Genomic DNA, 20,594 nt, shown 5'->3' with positions numbered 1-20,594 from the left:
ATGCAAAAATACAGTCTGGTTTTAATCCCCTTTTTGTTTGTGGGATGTATGAGTATGGCGCCAGAGTATGTGCGTCCCACTGCGCCCATTCCATCAACTTTTGATGTGAATACTTCGGTGCAAAAAAGCAATCCTCAGGATTTAAGCTGGGAAGCGTTTATTCAAGAGCCTTCCTTGCAAGCGGTGGTTGCACAAGCCCTAGAGCAGAGTCGTGATCTTAAAAAAGCAGTAGCCAACATTGAGATGGCACGTGCGACGTATCGTGTGACTCGAAGTGCACAGTTTCCCAGTATTGATGCTTCTGCCACGGGTTCAAAAGCACGTTCTATCTCAGGAGAGAGTACTGCTATCTCAGAAAGTTCTACGGCTACGGTTGGGTTAAGCAGTTATGAGTTGGACTTTTTTGGTAAAGTAAAAAGCCAAAGTGAGGCGTCTCTTGAAAGTTACAAAGGGGTAGAGGAGGCAGAAAAAACCGTACGTATTGCACTCATTGCAGAAACCATCAATGCATGGTTAAGCTATGCCTCGGATACCACGCTTTTACACCTTGCTAAACAGACAGAACAGAGTGCCAAACGCTCTTTAGAAGTGGTGCAAAAAAGGGTAGATTTAGGGGTAGATACGAAGGTTTCCTTGTACAACGCACAGAGTATTTACCAACAAGCCAGAGTAGATGTTGCAAATTATACGACTCAAGTGGCGCACGATAGAAGTGCGTTAGAGCTTTTAGTGGGCGCAAAAGTGGCAGATGTTCATCTGCCTAAAGGCTTAGAAGAGGAGGCTCAAGCGTGGCTTTTAGATGTGCCTGTGGGGCTTTCTTCAGAGATTTTACTGAATCGTCCTGATGTGTTGAGTGCTGAACACAATCTTAAATCAGCCAATGCTAACATTGGGGTGGCACGAGCGGCGTATTTTCCTTCTATTACGCTTACAACCAAAGGTGGTGTTGGGACGAACAGCTTAACAGGGCTTTTTGATGGAGGCACGTCTAAAATTTGGTCGTTTGCTCCCACTGTGACGCTCCCCATTTTTGATATGGGCGAGAGGGATGCGAATTTGGACTATGCCAAAGCCAAAAAAGCGCTGTATCTAGCCACCTATGAAGCCACCATACAAACGGCGTTTAGCGAAGTGGAGCGTGCGCTTTCACGCCGTGCGACCATTTTTGAACAGTACGATGCTCAAAAAGCTTTGGTGGAAGCCAATGCAAACAGTTACGCTATTTATGACGCACGCTATCAAAAAGGGGTCGATACCTACTTAAATGCGCTTCTCTCTCAGCGTTCGTTTTACAGTTCACAAAAAGCGTTCATTAATGTAAGGCTTGAAGAGCTTATAAACCGTGTCACGCTTTACCGTGTTTTGGGCGGTGGAATCACCCAAAATCAACCGTAAAATGCTTTACATGTAAGATGTTATTGCTTTGGCTCTTGCGCATTGTTTGGTAAGAGCCAAATCGCTAAACTACCACTTAGTATCGAGAGAAGACATCCTACAATCATCGTGTGATACATGCCATCAATAAAGGCTTGATTGACAAGGGTTAACAAATGATCATGCGCCGCAACATTAGGAAGTGAGGCTATTGCCTGATGGGCGGATTGAATAGAGTTTTGAAGCGCTTTTAAAAGCGATGGCTCTGCCTCAATCTCTTTTACATGTAAAAGATAAATATGGTTGACATAACTCCCTAAGATGGCAATGCTCATTGCCGCAGAAAGCTCAATGGTGGTGTCATTAAGAGCACTGCCTACACCTGCTTTTTCTTTTGGAATAGAGCTCATAATCGAATGTGTCGAAGGTGGCATAGAAAGACCCATCCCAAATCCTTGAATTAAAAATCCAACCAGAATTGCCCAAAGTGGCATATGTATCGTAATCGTGAACACAAAAAGTACCATGCCTAGGGCTGAGATAATAATGCCGCCACCAATACTCAAAGGCATGCCATAGGCTTTGAGGGCATTGGGTGAAATTTTAGAGCCTATTGCAACGCCTAAGGTCATAGGCATCAGCAATAAACCTGCTTGTAAAGCGCTGTAGCCTTGTACGGTTTGGAAGAGTTGTGAAAAGAAAAACATGGAGCCAACCATCCCAAAAACAATGAGCGCAATTGCAAAAGAGGGAATGGTGAAGGTACGTTTTTTAAAAAGCTCAAAAGGAATCATTGCGTGAGAGCATCGTCTCTCCCAAAAGATAAAAAGAGCACAAACGGTTAGCCCTATGATAAGGCTTATCTGAACCGTTGCATCGCTTAAACTTTTTACCCCTGCTTCGATAATGCCATAGGTGAGCGCAAACAAAAAAATCACACAAAGTAGCATGCCCACAAGGTCTGCTTTCGCATTTTTATTGTGCGATTCAGGCAGAACCCATGAGGCATAGACAAAGGCAATCAACCCAATGGGCAAATTGATAAAAAAGACCCAGTGCCATGAAGTGTATTCGATGATGAAACCGCCAATTAACGGTCCAAAGCCTTGACTGAGTCCAAAGATCATTGACCAAAGTCCGATGGCTTTCATGCGCTCATCAGAATCTGTAAACATATGCGTGATGATGGAGAGCGTGGAGGGCATAATAAATGCCGCACCAAAACCGCTCAGGCTACGAAAGAGAATGAGCTCTGCGGTTGAGGTTGAAAGACCTGCTCCCAACGAGGCAAGACTAAAGAGTACAATGCCAATTTTAAGAAACCTCTTTCGCCCAAACTGATCGCCAAGGGCGCCAATGGTAATTAAAATAGAGGCAAAAAAGAGAATATAAATATCAACAATCCATTGCAGTTCACTCATGCTTGCGGATAAATCGTTGGAAATAGAGGGAAGGGCAACATCAAGGACGGTATTGTCCAGTGTAATGATGGACATAGCAAGGCACAGTGCTCCAAGACCTGCCCATCGTTTTTCATAAGAATACGGCATTAAAACATTCCTAAATTCGTAAAGTGTAATAAATGTTACAAAATGAAATCATACCCAAGCCGAGCTTAGGTGTTACAGGTTTATAGAAGAAGTATATAGGTCTATGCAAAGAAGCACACACTTTTGTAAAAAGAGATGATGCCTCTTTAAGTCTGCGTGTCTGCGCCTATAAAATACGCTTAAAAACAATTTTTTTTGTTACGAAGTTGTTATAATGTTTGCATAGAATTATCGTATGAAAGGAAGTGGGATGTCAGTCAACAAAGTTTATGTGCTTGATACCAACATTATCTTGCACAATACCAATTTCATCAAAGAGTTGTGTGATGGTGGCAACAACATCATTGTGATTCCCGAGACGGTGCTCATAGAACTAGAGGATTTTAAAAAGAACTTTAGTGAGCTAGGCTATCAGGCTAGAAGTTTCGCTCGTATGCTTGCTTCGTGCAAGGTGGAAGAGGTCGATAGCGGTGAGATTTTCCGTGTGGTGAAGATGCGCTATGATGATGATATTGCCATTCACCTCTTCTCCAAAACTCTCTATACTTCCGATATTGACTCCCAATTTATCAACGAGTCCAACGATAAACGTATTCTTGAGGTTGCCTCGGGGGCGCAGGAGTATTATGTAGATTATAAAGTAATTTTTCTCTCTTTGGACGTGTATGCCCGTATGTTTGGGCTTTTTTACAACGTCACGGTGGAGTCTTTAAGAGAAGATCGAAGCGATGTACCTGAGTTTGAGTTTGTCAAACAGCTTCCACTTGATTCAGCACTCTTTAATACCTTAGATAAAAAACTTATCAGCGAATTTGATCCTGAGCATAAAAGCAGTAATTATTGCTATGAGTTTGTCAGTCCTGATGGCAATTCTGAACATGCGATTATCTCGCCTGCGGGGATTATTTATATGCTCAATGAAGAGCTTGACTTTAGAGGTTTAGAGGTTAAACCCATCAACCTCAAACAGAAGTTTTTTATGAAAGCACTGCTTTCTAACATGTACGATATTCATGTCATTGACGCCAGAGCTGGAAGTGGTAAAACCTTGATGGCATTTGTGGCAGCGATGCGCTTAGTCAGCAAAGGGAGTTACGAAAAAATTGTCTATGTGCGCAACTCCATTGAGAGTGTTGATAAGGGTGCAGATGTGGGGTATCTCTCAGGAAATGACGAGAAATTTCGTATTTATAACATGGCACTTTACGATACCTTAGAGTTTATTGCCAAAAAACGTATGAAAAAACGTGACAATACCCAAGAGCCTCAAATGGCAATTGAAAAAAAAGTGCAAGAGCTCATCACCAAATACAACATCGAAAAACTTTGGCCTGGAGAAGCTCGTGGTCGAACACTTTCCAATGCCATTGTTATTTTAGATGAGTGGCAAAACAGCTCTAACAACACGACACAGCTTATTTTATCGAGGCTTGATAACAACTGTAAAGCCATTGTGATTGGCTCAAACCGCCAAATTGACAATATGTACCTTAACCGCTTTAACAATGGCTTGACCTCGCTTTTAAAGCAGACCAAAAAAGAGCAGACGCACATCTCGCTTTTTGCGATTGAGTTGGATAAATCGGTACGTGGTAAGTTTTCGCACTTTGCCGATGAAATTTTTGGGGAGAGTGATAAGAGCACATGAGTTCAATAGCCAATGATGAAGAGGTGTTTGCATTTCGTTCTATTTTTATCTCTGACGTGCATTTAGGCACACGCTTTTGCCAAGCGCATGAGTTGTTGGAGTTTTTAAGACGCAGCGAGTGTGAGCACCTTTTTTTAGTGGGCGATATTATTGATGGGTGGGCGATTAAGCGTAAGATGAAATGGGCGCAATCGCACTCAGATGTCATTCAAAAAGTGTTGCGAAAGGCACGAAAAGGGACAAAGGTCACTTACATTACAGGCAATCACGATGAGTTTTTACGCTCTTTTTTGCCTTTAGCATTGGGCGATAGCATTGAAATTCGGGATGAGTATGCGTATGTAAGTCTTCGCAATGAGCGGTATTACATCGCACATGGTGATTTTTTTGACAGTGTCACAATGACCAAACGCTGGTTAGCCCTTTTGGGGGATGTTGGGTACGATATGCTGTTACATGTAAACCAAGTTTTAACGTGGTGTCGTAAAAGATTGCGCTACCAACGTCACTGGTCACTCTCCAAGTATGTCAAAGACCATGTGAAAAGTTCGGTTTCGTTTATTACCGATTTTGAAGCGATTTTAAGTGAACATGCCAGACGTAATCACTACGATGGAGTCATTTGTGGGCATATTCACAAGGCGGAGATGCGAGAAATTGAGGGTATAAAGTACCTAAACTGTGGCGATTGGGTGGAGTCGTGTACCGCTATTGTCGAGACGTATGATGGGGAGTTTAAGATTATTTCATGGCTGGAACACTAAAAATTTCACTCGCCCTCTCAGGCGGTGCGGCTAGGGGTGCCTTTCATCTGGGTGTCATCGCCGCGTGTGAGCGCCATGGCATTGAAATAGGCGCTATTTCAGGAACAAGCATTGGAGCGGTCATTGCCACAGGCGTGGGCTCAGGCGTGAGTGCTTTTGATATGATACGTCTGTTTAAGAGTGAAGCCCTTCGCAAGGTGATTGGGTTTAATTATTTTCAAAAAGGCTTGTTTCGCATTGATGAGACAGCGGCGATTTTAAGGGAAATTGCACCTATCTCACGACTGGAGGAGATGCGCATTCCTACTTTTATCACCTGTGTGGATATGAACAGGGGTGAGTTGGTACGTTTTTGCAAGGGCGATGCTATTAAGCTAGCCATTGCAAGCTCAGCGCTCATTCCTATTTTTCGCCCTATTGTTTATGAAAACTATCTTTTAATTGATGGAGGATTTATGGATAATCTTCCTATTTCTCCCCTCTTAGATTTTGATGATCCTATTGTGAGTGTCAATCTTCACCCTTTACATGTAACGACAAAACACACCCTCACTTCCATGGTAAAACGCTCGTTGTTTTTGCTCTTTATGGCATCGTCTCAGTTGCAAATTTCTAAAAGCGATCTTTACATTAGCGATCCTGAACTCTCCACCTTTGGATTGTTTACTTTTGGTGAATTGATGCGCTGTTTTGAGCTAGGATACGCTAAAGGGAGTGAGTCTCTTTTGACTTTTATGGCGCAAAAAAGTATAATCTAGGGTTTTTATAAACGAAGGAAAGCGATGACTAGTAGAGATTATTTAACACAAATGTTTGCCCTGCAACAAAAACTCAACGATGAAACCAATGGAATTGGTTGGGAAAATGGGTACACCAAAAATAACCGCATGATTAACTGGAAGCGATGTATTTACATGGAGTGTGCGGAGCTCATTGATAGTTTTAGTTGGAAACATTGGAAGAGTATTAACAAAGCGACGGATTGGGACAATGTCACCGTTGAGATTGTGGATATTTGGCATTTTATTATGAGTTTGTTGTTGGAAGATTATAAAACCAATGGAAAAGGTGATTTGGAAAAATTGGTGCATGATGTCTTAGACGTTCAAGGTTTTGAAGCCTTCACCAAAGAGCCTCTTTCTTTCTCTTCGGCAGATCCAATGGAGCTCATTAATGACATTGAGGGGATTATCCACGATATGACAGGTTTTGAAGCGGATTTGTTTGATGGGCTCTTAAAAGAGTACTTTGCACTCTCTCGTAAGTGTGGCATTAATCTTAAAGTGCTTTACAAATTTTACGTGGCAAAAAATGTCCTCAACCAATTTAGACAAGACCACGGTTATAAAGAGGGGCACTATAAAAAAGTGTGGAATGGTAAAGAGGACAACGAGGTAATGCTCTCATTCCTTTCAGGCGAAAATGCCCCAACGATTGAGGCACTCTATAAAAAACTTGAGGGTGCTTACGCTAAAGCGTAAACAGTAGGGCGTCCCCCTACTGTTGATTGTAGACGATACTTCTGCTTTTTGGGGTTTCTAAAAACTCCACATGCGATACTTTGACCCCTAAACGACTCATTTTCTTTTGAATAATGCCTAAAAGCCATGTTGAGATATTTTCACTGGTAGGAACAAAATCAACGATAATGTAGCCCTCATACATCTCAATCAAATGGGTTGCTTCCTGTACGACTTTACTTAAATCAGGCGTTTGGTAGCCTGCCTCATGGCTTAGGAGATTTTGTTTGTCCGAAAAGTGCGGTAAAAGCGTTTCAAAGAGTGGGTCGTGGATGTCGATGATAAATTTGTGATCGAGCGTGGCGTCTAAAAATTGTTTGAACCAATTAAGATGGTGAAAATCTGTGACCATACCGTTTTTGAGTTCATTGCTTTGCAAATAAACGACAATTTTACCCTGATGCCCGTGCAAATGACGGCACGCTAAACAGCCTGTGAGCGAAAATTCTGAGTCGAGTTGTTGTGACCAGACACGGTGCCCGTAACAAAAATCGAACTCTTTACTGATTTGCCATAGCATGAGATATACCTTAATATGTGATGCTTAAATGATACCTAAAAAGAGATGTAAAGAAGATTTTTGACGTGCTTTTTAGCCTAAAAATACTACTATATCGGTATAAAAATATAAGAAGAGTGTTATGTTAAAAGTTGTAGAAATATTTTATTCCATTCAAGGTGAGGGAACGCAAGTGGGGGTTCCTTCTATTTTTATTCGTCTTCATGGGTGCAATTTGAGTTGTTCCTTTTGCGATGAGGAGCTGCATAAAGGTGCGTATGAGGAGCTTTCGTTTGAAGCGGTGTTAGAGCGCATTCAAACCTATCTTTCGATGAATGTGATTATCACAGGTGGTGAGCCTACGTTGTATGACCTTCGTGATTTTATTGCGTTTTTGCAGGGACATGGTTACTTTGTAGCGGTGGAGACCAATGGATTTAGGTTTTCGCATATTGCCAATGCCAATTGGATCACCTACAGTCCAAAAGAGTGGAATCATATCGCTCAAGAGGGATTTCATGAGGTGAAGTTTGTGGTGGGGAAAAATGCCCCTTTAGAGAAAATTTTGGAGTTTAAAAGCGATAAGCCTATTTTCATTCAGCCTCAAAATGAGAGCGATAAGCCCAATTTTGAAAATGTCGCCTTTTGCGTGGAGTTTGTCAAAAAATATCCACGTTTTATCTTAAGTGTACAGTTGCATAAGTTTTTAGGAGTGGAGTAATGCGTAAAGCCCTTGTTGTTTTTAGTGGTGGACAAGACAGTACCACCTGCCTTGGTTGGGCAAAAAACCGTTTTGATGAGGTGGAAACCATTACCTTTGATTACGGTCAGAAGCATCGTGTTGAAATCGCTCAGGCACAAAAGATAGCGCATGTCTTACATGTAAAAAACACCTTGCTCAGTCTGGATGCCTTTTCTCAGCTCAATGACTCTGCACTCATTGATGGTACGCAAGATATTGGAGCGCATCATGTGACGCATACCAACTTGCCAGCTTCGTTTGTGCCTAATCGCAATGCGATTTTCTTTACTCTAGCACACGCCTTTGCGCAAAAGCAAGGTATAGAGCATATCATCATTGGGGTCAATCAGACCGATTATTCAGGCTATCCTGATTGCAGAGAGCCGTTTGTTAAAGCCTTAGAATTAGCGCTCAATTTGGGGAGTGAAGCCAACATTACCTTTCACTATCCGCTTATGCATCTCACCAAAGCGCAAACCTTTGAGCTCTCACGGGTTGAGGGCGTTTTGGATTTGGTCATTGACGAGTCGCATACCTGTTACAACGGAGTACATACGCACAAACACGCTTGGGGGTATGGGTGTGGAGAATGCCCTGCATGTGTGTTGCGAAAAATAGGCTGGGAGGCATACACGCAGGGGGTGTAGGTGTTTTACATGTAAACTGTTTGAATTCTTTTTTGTAATGTTCTTGTGATTCTTTTGATGTAGGATAATTTGAAGAATCAAGGAGGTGCGAGCATGCAAAAAGGTCTTCAAGGGGTTATTTGTGATTGGGCGGGAACCATGGTTGATTTTGGTTCTCTCTCTCCTGTGGCGGCATTTAAGGAGGCGTTTAAGCTTTATAATTTTGAGGTGAGTTTTGAGGAGATCCGTAGCTTTATGGGAATGCTCAAATTTGACCACACGAAAGCGATTTTAGAATTAACGAAAGAGCGTTTTTTTAATCAGTTTGGGCGATACCCAGATGAGCATGATGCTAAGACTATTTATAAACATTTTGAACCTGCGTTACTTCACTCTTTGGAACACTACTCTAAGCCCATACGAGGGGCTGTTGATTTTGCTCAAATACTCAAACAACGTAATATTAAATTAGGCTCAACCACAGGCTATACAGCTGCTATGCTAGAGGTTGTGATGCATGAGGCGTCTAAGGGAGGGTATACAACAGATTGTTATGTTACCCCATCGGTGTATCTTCCTGGTCGTCCTCATCCCTTTATGGTTTATAAAAATGCTATTGAACTTGAGATATATCCGCTTAGCTCTATTCTAAAAATTGGTGATACCATCAGTGACATTCATGAGGGTTTAAATGCGGGTTGTTGGAGTGTGGGTGTGGCAATGAGTGGCAACGAGCTTGGTCTTTCATACGAAGAAATGCAAACATTGCCTAAAGAATTTTTAGAAGAGAAACGCTTAAATGCGTATAAACGCTTATACGATGCTGGAGCGCATTATGTACTTGATGGTATTTGGGAGGCTTTACCTCTTTTGGAAATTATCAATGAAAAAATTATGCAAGGAGAGAAACCATGCCGCGTCGGTTTTGTACAAGCTTCACATCAGAAATGATTCCTGAAAATCCTTATCTTTTATTGACACCAGGTCCTTTAAGTACGACCAAAGGGGTGCGAGCATCTATGCTTCAAGATTGGTGTACGTGGGATCATGAGTACAACCAAATCGTTCAAGAAATTCGCTCAGAATTGGTCACTTTAGCCTCAAAGACCAATCAATATACGAGCGTTTTGATGCAAGGAAGTGGTACCTTTAGCATGGAAGCTGCCCTTGGAACTATGATGCCTCGAGATGAAAGTCTGTTATTGGTTTTAAGCAATGGGGCTTATGGGGAGCGTATGGTACGTATTGCGGAGTATATGGGTATTGATGTTATCAAACAAACGGAATTAGAGATGCAGACCTTTTGCCTTGAAGATTTGGAGCAAATCTTACAGGTGAACCCTGCTATTCGTGCCGTATCCGTGGCCCATTGTGAGACGACCACAGGTATTTTAAATCCCATTGAGGCGATTGGGCGTATTGTAAAACAGTACAATAAACTTTTTATTGTTGATGCGATGAGTAGCTTTGGTGGCATTCCCATTGACATGGATGCTTTAGAAATTGATGTGTTAATTTCAAGTGCTAATAAATGCATTCAAGGTGTGCCAGGTTTTGGGTTTATAATCTTTAAAAAAGAGCTCATTAAACAGTGTCAAGGCAATGCAAGATCTTTAAGCCTCGATGCATATGATCAATGGGAGGTGATGGAAAAAAACGAAGGCAAATGGCGTTTTACATCTCCTACGCATGTTGTAAGAGCTTTTGGTGAGGCCTTGTATGAACTTCAATTAGAAGGAGGCATTGCCATGCGTCATGCACGCTATGTGGAAAATCAGCAATGCTTAGTCAAAGGAATGGAAGCCTTAGGCTTTACATGCGTGGTTAAGCAATCGCTTCAAAGTCCTATTATTACAAGTTTTTATTCTCCTTTATCCAACGCTTATGATTTTCAAACATTTTACGACAGGCTCAAAGAGAGTGGTTTTGTCATTTATCCTGGCAAGGTGTCTTGTATTGATAGTTTTCGTATTGGGACCATTGGGGATGTTTACCCCAAAGATATTACCAACTTATTAGAAGCAATCAAAGAGGCAATGTTTTGGTGATACCCTATGCTTTAGAGAGTGGTTTTGCGTTGGTTTTTATGGCGTATCTTTTTCAATTGTATAAAACATTTAAAACCAAAAGAGGGGATGGAATAGCGCTTAATGGTTATTTGGTTACGTTCATTACACTATTGGGTTACATTTTTTGGAGTAAAGGGAACATCGGTACTGTGAAGATTTTAGAGCTTTTTGTCCATACGTTAACCTTTGGGTATATTTTTAGCAAAAGCAAACGAGTGCGATTTTCAAAAAAAGATACGGGTGTGTTTTTGGTGGCACTCTTTGGTTCGCTCAACCTCATAGGCGGTATCGCACAAGCCTATAAAAGTTTTCAAAATATTGCCCCTCAAGATGTTAGTTTTATGCACTATCTGCTTATTTTTAGCGCCAATTTTCTTTTTTTACATGTAGCCTTTCTTGAGCATGATCGTTTGGCTATTTTTGTAGGTTTAATAATGACCAATACGGTTTATATGTACATACTTTTTAAAACAGCCCAAGGTATTACAAAGCGGTTACCGTAATCAAATTGTGGTTATCTATGAGTAAGCTTTGAAAAATTTTGTTCCAAGGAGAGCGTATGTTTCAAAAAGGATTGTGTGTGGTGGCAAGTATGCTACTTGCTGGAAGTGCGTTAATAGCAAAAGAGAGTTTAACAGTTTATACAGCATTGGAATCTGATCAGGTCAAACCTTATTTGGAGTCTTTTCAAAAAGCACAACCTGACATTGATGTCAAAATTGTACGGGATTCTACAGGGGTTATTACGGCAAAACTTTTAGCTGAAAAAGCCAATCCACAAGCCGATGTGGTTTGGGGAACAGCCGCTACGAGCTTGGTTCTTTTAGAGCAAAACGATATGCTCCATCCTTACGCACCTACTTCTTTGGAAAAAATTGACGCCAAATACCGTGATAGTAAAAACCCTCCTATGTGGGTTGGCAATGATATTTGGGGCAGTGCTATTTGTTTTAACGAAGTAGAAGCTAAAAAACAAAACCTCCCGTTGCCTACCAGTTGGGAAGACCTTACAAAGCCTATTTACAAGGGTAAAATCGTTATGCCAAATCCTGCTAGCTCAGGTACAGGGTTTTTAGATGTCACTGCGTGGTTGAAAATTTTTGGTGAGAAAAAAGGGTGGGAATACATGGACAAGCTCCATGAAAACATTGGTCAGTACACCCATTCTGGCTCAAAGCCGTGCAAAATGGCAGCCGCTGGCGAATTTCTTATCGGGATCAGTTTTGAGTACCGTGCGGCAAAGTCTAAAAAAGAGGGTGCACCCATTGCCATTGTCTATCCTAAAGAGGGACTTGGATGGGATTTGGAAGCGACGGCGATTGTGAAGGGAAGTAAAAATTTAGAAACCGCTAAAAAGTTTGTTAACTGGGCAACGGGTGAAGAAGCAAGTAAATTGTATGCGCAAAATTTTGCGGTGGTTGCGTACAAAGGACTTTCACAAAACATTGAGCACATCCCAGCGAACTATGAGTCCATGCTGGTTGAAAATGATTTTGCATGGTCGGCTAAAAACAGAGAAGCTATTTTAAAAGAGTGGTCAAAGCGCTACGAGTCAAAGTCTGAACCAAAAAAATAAATACGTTAGTGGGGAAATATCCCCACTTCATACAAGGGAATGTTTGTGTCTCACAGTGCTATTACGATTAACAATGTTACCAAACGCTTTGATGATTTTATTGCGTTAAAGAAGATTTGTCTTGAAGTGAAAAAAGGTGAACTTGTCTGTTTTTTGGGCCCATCAGGATGTGGAAAGACGACGTTACTTCGCATTATTGCAGGTTTAGAAGAGTGTGATGACGGAGAGATTATTCAGCATGGAAAGGTCATAACCCATTTGCCACCTTCAAAAAGAGATTATGGCATTGTGTTTCAAAGTTATGCCCTTTTTCCGAATTTAACTGTAGCCAAAAATATTGCGTACGGTCTTAAAAAGAAAGACTTTGAAAAAAAAGAGGCAAAAAAAAGAGTTAAAGAACTGTTAGCACTTGTGGGCTTGAGTGGAAGTGAAGAAAAATACCCTAGTGAGCTCAGCGGTGGACAGCAACAACGTGTAGCATTTGCAAGAGCTATTGCGACAAATCCTGCCTTACTTCTTTTGGATGAACCTCTCTCAGCCCTTGATGCAAGGGTAAGAGAGCGTCTGCGACAAGAGATACGTGAACTTCAAAAAAATCTCGGTATTACAACCATTATGGTTACCCATGATCAAGAAGAGGCGTTAAGTATCGCTGATAAAATTGTGGTGATGAATCAGGGTGTGATTGAACAAGTGGGTACACCTTTGGAAATTTATCATCAGCCAAAGAGTTTATTTGTGGCTGATTTTGTAGGAAAAATAAATCTTTTAAAAGCATTTTATAGTAGAAATGGGTACTTTCAAGTAGGTCAACTGCGCTTTAAAGTAGCACTTCAGGCAAAGAATGAACCTCAAGCAGAAGAAGCTATCAAACTTTTGATTCGCCCTGAGGATATTAAACTTTACGATGATACAAGAAACGATGAGGGGAATATCCTTGAAGGGGATGTTTTAAAAGTCACATTTTTAGGCAGTTTTTGCAGAGTTTTAATGCGTATAAGAGGGCTTTTGGAAGATACATTGCTTTTGGATTTACCGCATAAAGCTTTGGTAAAAGGAGTCATACAAGAGGGGAGTTTCCTTAAACTTTGTATTGCTTCTGGTGATATTTTCTATTTTAGGGATGAGGAAAATGCATAGCCTTTGGCACGACTCTAATAAAATCATTCTGACTGCTTTGAGCCTTTTTTTAGTGCTAAGCCTAGGTATTATCATTTTTTTGCCCTTGGTAGAAATTTTACAACAAAGCTTTTACGATAGGGTGGGAAGTTTTGTTTTTTTAGATAATTTTGTGCACTACATGCAAGAGCCAAAATCGCTTAGATTGCTTCAAAATTCTCTTTTTATTGCGTGTGTAAGTACCCTGATAGTTCTTCCTGTTGCTTTTATATTTGCGTATGCATTGATGCGCTCATCCATGCCACTTAAACCTCTGTTTCGTTATTTAGCCTTGATTCCTCTTTTGGCACCGTCTTTGTTACCTGCTATTTCGTTTGTTTATTTATTTGGCAATCAAGGCTTTTTAAAATCATGGATGGGGGATTCTTCTATTTATGGGGTGTGGGGCATTGTTATGGGTGAGTGTTTTTATGTTTTTCCGCATGTTCTGATGATTCTTCTCAGTGCGCTCTCTTTATGCGATGCAAGGCTTTATGAAGCGGCTCAAAGTATGGGCGCGAATAGTATGAAAAAGTTTATGAGCATTACCTTACCCAGCGCAAAGTATGGGCTTATCTCCGCTGCTTTAGTGAGTTTTACTCTGGTCATCACCGATTTTGGTGTTCCAAAAGTCATTGGTGGGGATTATGCAGTTTTGGCAACAGAGATTTATAAGCAAGTGATTGGTCAACAAAATTTTTCTTTGGGCGCTACTATAGGGGTTTTATTGTTGATACCCTCTGTTATCACATTTGGTGTTGATGCCTTGATGCAAAAGAAACAAACATCTATTTTAAGCGCAAAATTTGTTGTGTATAAACCCAAAAAAGCACTTTTCTTCGATACGACCATGTTTCTCTTTTCGTTAGGTGTGATTGGATTACTGGTTATTATTTTGAGTGTTTCTGTGTGTGCATCGTTTATAAAATTTTGGCCATACGATTTGAGTTTTGTATTGAAACATTATGATTTTAACGCTATGGATGGGGGCGGTTGGGATTCGTATTTTAACAGTTTACGTTTAGCGTTTTGGAGTGCCCTTTTTGGAACCATGCTTGTATTTATGAGTGCTTATGTGGTGGAAAAAAGCAAAGTATATGCTTTGGTACGCATCTTATTAAAGTTTTTAGCACTCCTTCCCATGGCCGTTCCTGGGCTTGTCTTAGGCTTGGGATATATCTTTTTCTTTAACAATTCGCTGAATCCTTTGCACGGTATCTATCAAAGTATGACGATTTTGGTTGTGTGTACCATAGCACATTTTTTTACCACCAGTTATATCACAGCCGTGACAACGTTAAAGCAAATTGATACAGAGTTTGATGATGTTTCAGAATCCATGGGCGTTGCGTTTTACCGTACTTTTTTTAGGGTGACCGTGCCCATTGCGATTCCCTCCATTTTGGAAATTGCACGTTATTTTTTTGTCAATGCCATGACTACCGTTTCTGCCGTTGTCTTCTTATACTCCCCTCAAACGACACTGGCTTCAGTGGCTGTTTTAAATATGGATGATGCAGGTGACATCAGCTCAGCTACTGCGATGGCTTCGCTTATTGTTGCAACATCCATTGGGGTCACACTTTGTTTTAATGGGATTTCGTATTTTTGTGTGAAGAGCTCACAAAAGTGGCGGAGGGGATAAATCCCCCTGCAGCTTTAATGCAGTGTTTCGATTAGTGTTAAAACGGCTGCTTTGATTTCTCGCATAACCTCTTTGGTTTGTACCAATTTTTCCTCATCACTTCCTTCAAAACGGCTAGGGTCTTTAAAACTCCAATGTATTCTTTGTGCTTGTCCAGGGAAGACAGGACAACGCTCTGAACTGCTCTCATCACACACGGTGATTACATAATGAAAAAGGCGACCTTCTTTAAACAGATCAAACACCGATGTGGTTTGATGGGTTGATATATCAAGCCCTTCTTCTTTTAATGCTTTGACTGCCAATGGGTTTAAAACCCCTGGTTCAAAGCCTGCACTGTATGCTTCAAAAGCATCGTGTCCGTATTTACGCAGTAACGCTTCTGCCATTTGACTTCGAGCACTGTTATGAATGCAAACAAATAAAACTTTAATCATTAAATTCTCCTCATAGGTATACAGACAATCATAATGAAAATACGCTACGAATTGGTTACATGTAAACACAGGAGAAAAAAGAGCAAGGAGGAGATTTTCTCCTTGCTATAAGAAGTTTTAGTGCGTAATTTTAGTACCCAAAACACCTAGAAATTTAGCAATCCATTGTGGATGAGCAGGCCATGCAGGTGCGGTTACAAGGTTACCATCAACAGTGGCTTCAGTCACTTCAATAGAGGCATATGTTCCTCCTGCTTTGGTCACTTCAGGGGCGCATGCAGGGTAGGCTGAGCAACTTTTACCTGACAAAACATCCGCAGCTGCTAAGAGTTGTGCTCCGTGACAAATCGCCGCAATAGGTTTATTGGTTTTAGCAAAGTGGCGTACCATCTGCAGTACTTTTTCATTGAGTCTAAGGTATTCAGGTGCACGACCTCCTGGGATGACCAGTGCATCAAACTCTTCGACTTTTATCGCATCAAAACTTCCATTCAGGGTAAAATTGTGACCTGGTTTTTCACTGTAGGTTTGATCTCCCTCAAAATCATGCACGGCGGTACGAATGAACTCACCTGCTTTTTTGTTAGGGCAAACGGCACTTACGGTGTGACCCACTGCGGCTAGGGCTTGAAAAGGAACCATAATTTCGTAATCCTCAACATAATCACCCACGATAAACAAAATTTTCTTTGCCATAAAAGCCTCCTTGGAAATAGAGATAGGTTTTATTATAACGCTTCTAAATAAGAGAAGCAAGATGCTTTTTACTTTTGATTTGTGTTAAAGCGTCCTTTAAACATAGGGGTGTATTGCGCATATGAATCCTTTTGTTCCTTGTTGAAACGTGGTATGGATTTTTATCAGCATACGGGATTTAAGTATAGTATTACGCCATATACGTGTTATAATGTTTACAACATCCCTCTACAGATGCAAAGACAAGGCTTTAGCTTTTTTGCTAGAAAAACTTTAAATAAGAGCCTTCAATCTTTTTACATGTAAAGGTATAGTGAGCCTTTTTTTTGTTCTACAAAGGAGTCGTCTCATGAGTGTTAAATCTTCTTTTTTTCTTCTGGTAATGCTTACTTTTTTTGCTGCGATAGGTTTAGAATTTTTTATGTGGCAAAATGAACGTGATAAAGTCAATCTTATGGCAGAGGCGTATGCTAAGGAACAAAGTGCTGGGTTGAAACAGCTCTTAGCATTGAAGTCTGAGCCCATGAAAAGGCAAACACTTGATTATGCGATATGGAATGATTTGGTGAATTTTATTGAAAACCCTAATGATACATGGATTGAGGATAATCTTGCAGGCAGTACGGTGCAGTTTTCCATTGATGGGTTTTATATTTTAGATGCATCAAAAAAAGTTCTTTTTTCTGAAACAACCAAACCTTTTATGCAAATGCTGAGTGAACTTCTTAATGTGGAGCTTTTAAATCTCAACAAAGAAGAACTGATGCATTTTTTTATTCAAAAAGAGCAACAGGTGGTGGAGGTTTATATTGCACCGATTCGGCGTCTTCATTATGTTGTAAGTGAGAATGCTTTAGCCAGTGGTTTTGTGGTGATTGCTAAACATTGGGATGAGGCTTTTATCAATGAGTTAAGTTCTTATGGGCTTGCAAAGGTTCATCTCAATAAGCTAAAACCTTTGAAAGGTTCTTATACGATTGCCGATGAAATAGCGCTTAGAGATTATAAAGGTATGAAAATTTCTACGCTTTATTTGCATATTCCTAATCGTATGAGCGAGGTGCTTGATACGTATGCGACCAAAGATATGCAACTCAATTTTATACATACTTTTGTGTTGATGCTTATTTTTATGGCGCTTATTGCAAAATACATTAGTTTTCCGTTACGAGATATTACGCTGTCATTAACCCAAAAAAATAAAGACCCTCTTCAAAAATACCTTCCAAAACACAATGAGTACGGAGCCATCGCAAGAGCCTTGTGCGATGCTTTTGATACCAAAGCCGCTTTAGAAGATTTAAATGGGCATTTAAACAAAACCATTCAAGAAGAGGTTGAGAAGAGTCGCATTAAAGACAGAATTTTATTTCAGCAAGCCAAGCTTGTTGCTTTAGGTGAAATGCTCAATAACATTGCGCATCAATGGAGGCAACCTCTTAGTACCATTAGCGTGATTATAAACCGTATTTTTTTAGAGAGCCAAAGCAAAAAACTGACCCCGTTGATACTCGAAGAGGAGATTCGAAAGCTAAGAAGTATTCTTGCACATATGTCTTCTACCATTGATGATTTTAAGGATTTCTTCAAACCCGATAAAGGGAAAGTGCTTTTTTATTTAAACGGGTGTATGGATGAGAGCATTAAAATAAGTGATGGAGGTGTTGCCAACCAAGGCATAGAATTTGAGATTGATTGTCCTGCTGATTTGGCAATGTATGGCTTTAAAAGAGAGCTTTCTCATGTGTTTTTAGTGCTGATTAATAACGCAAAAGATGCTATAAAAGAGCATCATGTAGAGCATGGCTGTATTCGTTTTCGAGCGTACGAGCAAGAGCATTATATTATTATTGAAGTCAGTGATAATGGTGGGGGGATTGAAGATGAAAAATTGCCGTATATTTTTGACCCCTTTTTTACGACAAAAGAGACAAAAAAAGGGAGTGGTACAGGGCTTTATATGGCTAAACAGATTATTGAGCAGAGTATGCAAGGCTCTATTGCTATTGGCAATGAAGAGGATGGTTTGGTGGTCACCATTGTGCTGCCTAAAGATGATATAGACTAGTCTTTTAAAAAGAGTAGAAGAGGCTCTTTTTAAAGCCTCTGAGTTATCTTTTATTTTCTAAAGCGTAGGATTGTCTGAAGGCAATTTAAATGAAAAATCGGAGCCAACACCAAAGCTGCTGTGTATCTCTAGGCTGGTGTTGTGTAGTTTTAGAATGTAATTGACCAGTGCTAAGCCTAATCCCATGGAATTATCCCATGAATGCGAGTTTGAACGGTAAAATTTTTGGGTGACTTTTTCAATGTCATCTTCTTTAATTCCCACGCCATTGTCTTTTACATGTAACGCCTCATTTTCCATGTAAACTTTAATGGTATCATCCGAGTATTTAAGCGCATTGTCGATTAAATTAGAGATAACCAGTTCTATCATGGTGCGATCAGCATTGACCATACAGTATTCAGGCATGTTGCATTCGATGGTTCTTAAGGGGTGTTTTTCTCGAAAGGTTTGTGCAATTTCACGGCTCATTTTAGCAAGATCAAACGTAGAATTTTGGGTCGTAAAGTCGCCATTTTCAAATTTGGTAGTAAGGGCTAAACGGTCTATCATGTGTGAAATTTTTTGTCCATTTTGGACAATTTTACCTAAAAAGCGCTCTTTAATTTGCGTGTTTGCATTAGGGTCTTCCAAAAGCGTTTGCGCGTACCCCATAATGGAAGCAATCGGATTTTTAAACTCATGACTAATGGCGGAGATGACATCGCTTCGTTGTTGTGAGATGAGTTTTATTTTTGCGGTGTATTTACGTTTTTGTTTGGCTCTTTTTTCTAATTTTGTAGCAAGGCGTTTAAGGTAGTTAGCAATTTCTAAAAACTCTAAACAAAAGTGAGAAGAGAGGGTGATTTTGTACTCTTTATCAGCGATTTGTTGAAGGTTGGCAATAATTTTGTCAATTTCATGGCGAATTTGCTTGCTTAAATGATACGCCCCATAGAGTCCTATAAGCAGGGTGAGGCTAAAAATAAGCGCAATTTTCACCCACAGTAGATAAAAATTATGCATGATTGAGCCAATATTCATAGCAAGACGTATAAACAAGGTGCGCTCTTCGTGTTGAAAGCGGTGGGCAACGTAGAGAAAATCGCTCTTTACCGAATCCGAAAAACGAATGGCGTGTGCAAACTCTACTTTGTGTGCTTGAATCACTTCTTCACGTCTAGCATGATTGTCCATGCTTTCACTCTCTTTATCACTATCAACCAAGACCACACCGTTTTCATCAATCAATGTAAAACGGATACCCGCTCCGTCTTTGATGATTTTTGCAAAAGCCTCAAGGTCGGTGGTGGTGGAGAGTTGTTGTTTGATAATACGTATATGCGAAATCAGTTCTCGCTTATATGTCTCAATGTTATCGTTTTTAATAGCAAAGTAACTGACCAAACTAGAGAAGAACAGTGCCCCTAAGAAAAGAGCAAAAAGTGCACGGGTGATGTGTTGGTGAAGCATTAGCATAGGCTGTATCCTACGCCCCAAACCGATTTGATATACTCTTTTTCTTTAGTAGGGTCAATTTTGGCTTTAAGACGGTTAATCGCCACATTGACGGTTTTATCTTGAAAAAAATCATCGCTTTTCCATACATGTTCGAGCAAAAACTCTCGACTTAAGACAGAATTTTTATTTTCAATCAGTGTGCGCAAAAGGTCGAATTCAAGTTTGGTAAGTTCAACGGCTTTGGTGTTTACATGTAAGGTATGCGCTTCCAAATCAAGCACCAAATCCCGATAAGAGAGGGTGCTGTTTTGTTTGGGGGTGGTGCGTGCTAAAATGGCTTTAATACGAAGCAAAAGCTCTTTCATATTGTACGGTTTGGTAAGATAATCATCACACCCTCGTAAAAATCCCTCTTCGATGTTCGCATCACTGTCTTTAGCGGTCACAAAAATGACCGCTTGCATAAATCCTTTTTGGCGGAGTGTTTGAACAAATTCGCTTCCTTCCATGCCTGGAAGATTACGATCGACAATGAGCAAATCAATTGGTTCTTCTTGTAAACATTTTTCGACATTTTTAGTATTGAGAAAGCCTAGCGTTTCGTAACCCTCTTTTTGAAGGTTGTATTCTAAAAGTTCGAGTAAATCTTCTTCATCTTCGATGATTAAAATGGTTTTCTTCATTTTACCCCATAGTGTCAAAAATCAAAACGCCAAAGGCGTATGGGCTTTTCGTAGAGAAAAACCCCGTATACGACATGCATTGTAAGCTTTGCTTCAAAC

Annotated in this window: 20 protein-coding genes; 14 read left to right on the top strand and 6 right to left on the bottom strand. The window is 40.4% G+C overall.

Annotated features, from left to right (window positions below; genetic code table 11):
• On the top strand, positions 1-1,395 hold the full coding sequence (locus SULBA_RS09830) for an efflux transporter outer membrane subunit (RefSeq protein ID WP_014770142.1): 1,395 nt from the start codon (positions 1-3) through the stop codon (positions 1,393-1,395).
• A gap of 20 nt (positions 1,396-1,415) precedes the next feature.
• Here SULBA_RS09830 and SULBA_RS09825 read toward each other — a convergent pair whose 3' ends face one another.
• Positions 1,416-2,924 (bottom strand): MFS transporter, encoded by a 1,509-nt coding sequence (locus SULBA_RS09825; RefSeq protein ID WP_014770141.1) that lies wholly within the window; start codon positions 2,922-2,924, stop codon positions 1,416-1,418.
• A 250-nt stretch (positions 2,925-3,174) separates the two neighbouring features.
• Between SULBA_RS09825 and SULBA_RS09820 the strand changes: the two genes are divergently transcribed.
• From SULBA_RS09820 to dut, 4 genes are read left to right on the top strand one after another with little or no spacing between them, the layout of a single operon-like run.
• Positions 3,175-4,572, top strand: coding sequence for a PhoH family protein (locus SULBA_RS09820; RefSeq protein ID WP_014770140.1), 1,398 nt, complete (start codon positions 3,175-3,177; stop codon positions 4,570-4,572).
• Positions 4,569-5,336 (top strand): UDP-2,3-diacylglucosamine diphosphatase, encoded by a 768-nt coding sequence (locus SULBA_RS09815; RefSeq protein ID WP_014770139.1) that lies wholly within the window; start codon positions 4,569-4,571, stop codon positions 5,334-5,336. Before SULBA_RS09820 ends, SULBA_RS09815 begins: the two co-directional genes overlap by 4 nt.
• Entirely contained in the window at positions 5,321-6,094 is a 774-nt protein-coding gene (locus tag SULBA_RS09810; protein ID WP_014770138.1) for a patatin-like phospholipase family protein, read from the top strand. Before SULBA_RS09815 ends, SULBA_RS09810 begins: the two co-directional genes overlap by 16 nt.
• Positions 6,095-6,118: 24 nt before the next feature.
• Entirely contained in the window at positions 6,119-6,817 is a 699-nt protein-coding gene (gene dut, locus SULBA_RS09805) for a dUTPase (protein WP_014770137.1), read from the top strand.
• Positions 6,818-6,833: 16 nt separating this feature from the next.
• Here dut and SULBA_RS09800 read toward each other — a convergent pair whose 3' ends face one another.
• Positions 6,834-7,376 carry a 6-carboxytetrahydropterin synthase gene (locus tag SULBA_RS09800; RefSeq protein ID WP_014770136.1) on the bottom strand — a complete coding sequence of 181 codons (543 nt, stop codon included), beginning with the start codon at positions 7,374-7,376 and terminating at the stop codon, positions 6,834-6,836.
• Positions 7,377-7,497: 121 nt separating this feature from the next.
• Here SULBA_RS09800 and SULBA_RS09795 point away from each other — a divergent pair, with 121 nt between their 5' ends.
• The 8 genes from SULBA_RS09795 (at position 7,498) to SULBA_RS09760 (ending at position 15,171) form a co-directional block, all read left to right on the top strand.
• A complete protein-coding gene (locus tag SULBA_RS09795) occupies positions 7,498-8,076 on the top strand; it encodes a 7-carboxy-7-deazaguanine synthase QueE (RefSeq protein ID WP_014770135.1) in 579 nt (192 codons plus the stop codon).
• Positions 8,076-8,744: a 7-cyano-7-deazaguanine synthase QueC gene (gene queC, locus SULBA_RS09790; protein WP_014770134.1), complete on the top strand. Its 669-nt coding sequence runs from the start codon at positions 8,076-8,078 to the stop codon at positions 8,742-8,744. Before SULBA_RS09795 ends, queC begins: the two co-directional genes overlap by 1 nt.
• A 93-nt stretch (positions 8,745-8,837) precedes the next feature.
• Positions 8,838-9,674 (top strand): phosphonoacetaldehyde hydrolase, encoded by an 837-nt coding sequence (gene phnX / locus SULBA_RS09785; protein WP_014770133.1) that lies wholly within the window; start codon positions 8,838-8,840, stop codon positions 9,672-9,674.
• Complete coding sequence (gene phnW / locus SULBA_RS09780; RefSeq protein ID WP_014770132.1) at positions 9,635-10,771, top strand: 2-aminoethylphosphonate--pyruvate transaminase; 1,137 nt, start codon at positions 9,635-9,637, stop codon at positions 10,769-10,771. Before phnX ends, phnW begins: the two co-directional genes overlap by 40 nt.
• Positions 10,765-11,295 carry a hypothetical protein gene (locus SULBA_RS09775; protein WP_041671846.1) on the top strand — a complete coding sequence of 177 codons (531 nt, stop codon included), beginning with the start codon at positions 10,765-10,767 and terminating at the stop codon, positions 11,293-11,295. The genes phnW and SULBA_RS09775 overlap by 7 nt, the downstream gene beginning before the upstream one ends.
• A gap of 56 nt (positions 11,296-11,351) precedes the next feature.
• Positions 11,352-12,368 carry a putative 2-aminoethylphosphonate ABC transporter substrate-binding protein gene (locus SULBA_RS09770; RefSeq protein WP_014770130.1) on the top strand — a complete coding sequence of 339 codons (1,017 nt, stop codon included), beginning with the start codon at positions 11,352-11,354 and terminating at the stop codon, positions 12,366-12,368.
• A 45-nt stretch (positions 12,369-12,413) separates the two neighbouring features.
• On the top strand, positions 12,414-13,508 hold the full coding sequence (locus SULBA_RS09765; protein WP_014770129.1) for a putative 2-aminoethylphosphonate ABC transporter ATP-binding protein: 1,095 nt from the start codon (positions 12,414-12,416) through the stop codon (positions 13,506-13,508).
• On the top strand, positions 13,501-15,171 hold the full coding sequence (locus SULBA_RS09760) for a putative 2-aminoethylphosphonate ABC transporter permease subunit (protein WP_014770128.1): 1,671 nt from the start codon (positions 13,501-13,503) through the stop codon (positions 15,169-15,171). The genes SULBA_RS09765 and SULBA_RS09760 overlap by 8 nt, the downstream gene beginning before the upstream one ends.
• A gap of 14 nt (positions 15,172-15,185) precedes the next feature.
• Here SULBA_RS09760 and SULBA_RS09755 read toward each other — a convergent pair whose 3' ends face one another.
• Complete coding sequence (locus tag SULBA_RS09755; RefSeq protein ID WP_014770127.1) at positions 15,186-15,608, bottom strand: arsenate reductase ArsC; 423 nt, start codon at positions 15,606-15,608, stop codon at positions 15,186-15,188.
• Positions 15,609-15,725: 117 nt separating this feature from the next.
• Complete coding sequence (locus tag SULBA_RS09750; RefSeq protein WP_014770126.1) at positions 15,726-16,304, bottom strand: DJ-1/PfpI family protein; 579 nt, start codon at positions 16,302-16,304, stop codon at positions 15,726-15,728.
• A gap of 349 nt (positions 16,305-16,653) precedes the next feature.
• Between SULBA_RS09750 and SULBA_RS09745 the strand changes: the two genes are divergently transcribed.
• Positions 16,654-18,372: a sensor histidine kinase gene (locus tag SULBA_RS09745; protein ID WP_014770125.1), complete on the top strand. Its 1,719-nt coding sequence runs from the start codon at positions 16,654-16,656 to the stop codon at positions 18,370-18,372.
• A gap of 57 nt (positions 18,373-18,429) precedes the next feature.
• On the opposite strand, the gene SULBA_RS09740 is transcribed toward SULBA_RS09745, so the two are convergent.
• Positions 18,430-19,830 carry a sensor histidine kinase gene (locus tag SULBA_RS09740; RefSeq protein ID WP_014770124.1) on the bottom strand — a complete coding sequence of 467 codons (1,401 nt, stop codon included), beginning with the start codon at positions 19,828-19,830 and terminating at the stop codon, positions 18,430-18,432.
• Complete coding sequence (locus tag SULBA_RS09735; protein WP_014770123.1) at positions 19,824-20,495, bottom strand: response regulator transcription factor; 672 nt, start codon at positions 20,493-20,495, stop codon at positions 19,824-19,826. Before SULBA_RS09735 ends, SULBA_RS09740 begins: the two co-directional genes overlap by 7 nt.
• Between the last annotated feature and the right edge of the window lie 99 nt (positions 20,496-20,594).

It is taken from the genome of Sulfurospirillum barnesii SES-3 (genome assembly GCF_000265295.1).
Classification (GTDB): Bacteria; Campylobacterota; Campylobacteria; order Campylobacterales; family Sulfurospirillaceae; genus Sulfurospirillum; species Sulfurospirillum barnesii.
The sequence above is the reverse complement of the archived record's forward strand: the minus strand, read 5'-3'. Positions and strand labels throughout refer to the sequence as shown.

What these genes read in the sequence shown, in the direction of transcription:
- SULBA_RS09830 (WP_014770142.1), top strand. Translation starts at nt 1, where the DNA reads ATGCAAAAATACAGTCTGGTTTTAATCCCCTTTTTGTTTGTGGGATGT.
- SULBA_RS09825 (WP_014770141.1), bottom strand. Translation starts at nt 2,924, where the DNA reads ATGCCGTATTCTTATGAAAAACGATGGGCAGGTCTTGGAGCACTGTGC.
- SULBA_RS09820 (WP_014770140.1), top strand. Translation starts at nt 3,175, where the DNA reads ATGTCAGTCAACAAAGTTTATGTGCTTGATACCAACATTATCTTGCAC.
- SULBA_RS09815 (WP_014770139.1), top strand. Translation starts at nt 4,569, where the DNA reads ATGAGTTCAATAGCCAATGATGAAGAGGTGTTTGCATTTCGTTCTATT.
- SULBA_RS09810 (WP_014770138.1), top strand. Translation starts at nt 5,321, where the DNA reads ATGGCTGGAACACTAAAAATTTCACTCGCCCTCTCAGGCGGTGCGGCT.
- dut (WP_014770137.1), top strand. Translation starts at nt 6,119, where the DNA reads ATGACTAGTAGAGATTATTTAACACAAATGTTTGCCCTGCAACAAAAA.
- SULBA_RS09800 (WP_014770136.1), bottom strand. Translation starts at nt 7,376, where the DNA reads ATGCTATGGCAAATCAGTAAAGAGTTCGATTTTTGTTACGGGCACCGT.
- SULBA_RS09795 (WP_014770135.1), top strand. Translation starts at nt 7,498, where the DNA reads ATGTTAAAAGTTGTAGAAATATTTTATTCCATTCAAGGTGAGGGAACG.
- queC (WP_014770134.1), top strand. Translation starts at nt 8,076, where the DNA reads ATGCGTAAAGCCCTTGTTGTTTTTAGTGGTGGACAAGACAGTACCACC.
- phnX (WP_014770133.1), top strand. Translation starts at nt 8,838, where the DNA reads ATGCAAAAAGGTCTTCAAGGGGTTATTTGTGATTGGGCGGGAACCATG.
- phnW (WP_014770132.1), top strand. Translation starts at nt 9,635, where the DNA reads ATGCCGCGTCGGTTTTGTACAAGCTTCACATCAGAAATGATTCCTGAA.
- SULBA_RS09770 (WP_014770130.1), top strand. Translation starts at nt 11,352, where the DNA reads ATGTTTCAAAAAGGATTGTGTGTGGTGGCAAGTATGCTACTTGCTGGA.
- SULBA_RS09760 (WP_014770128.1), top strand. Translation starts at nt 13,501, where the DNA reads ATGCATAGCCTTTGGCACGACTCTAATAAAATCATTCTGACTGCTTTG.
- SULBA_RS09755 (WP_014770127.1), bottom strand. Translation starts at nt 15,608, where the DNA reads ATGATTAAAGTTTTATTTGTTTGCATTCATAACAGTGCTCGAAGTCAA.
- SULBA_RS09750 (WP_014770126.1), bottom strand. Translation starts at nt 16,304, where the DNA reads ATGGCAAAGAAAATTTTGTTTATCGTGGGTGATTATGTTGAGGATTAC.
- SULBA_RS09745 (WP_014770125.1), top strand. Translation starts at nt 16,654, where the DNA reads ATGAGTGTTAAATCTTCTTTTTTTCTTCTGGTAATGCTTACTTTTTTT.
- SULBA_RS09740 (WP_014770124.1), bottom strand. Translation starts at nt 19,830, where the DNA reads ATGCTAATGCTTCACCAACACATCACCCGTGCACTTTTTGCTCTTTTC.
- SULBA_RS09735 (WP_014770123.1), bottom strand. Translation starts at nt 20,495, where the DNA reads ATGAAGAAAACCATTTTAATCATCGAAGATGAAGAAGATTTACTCGAA.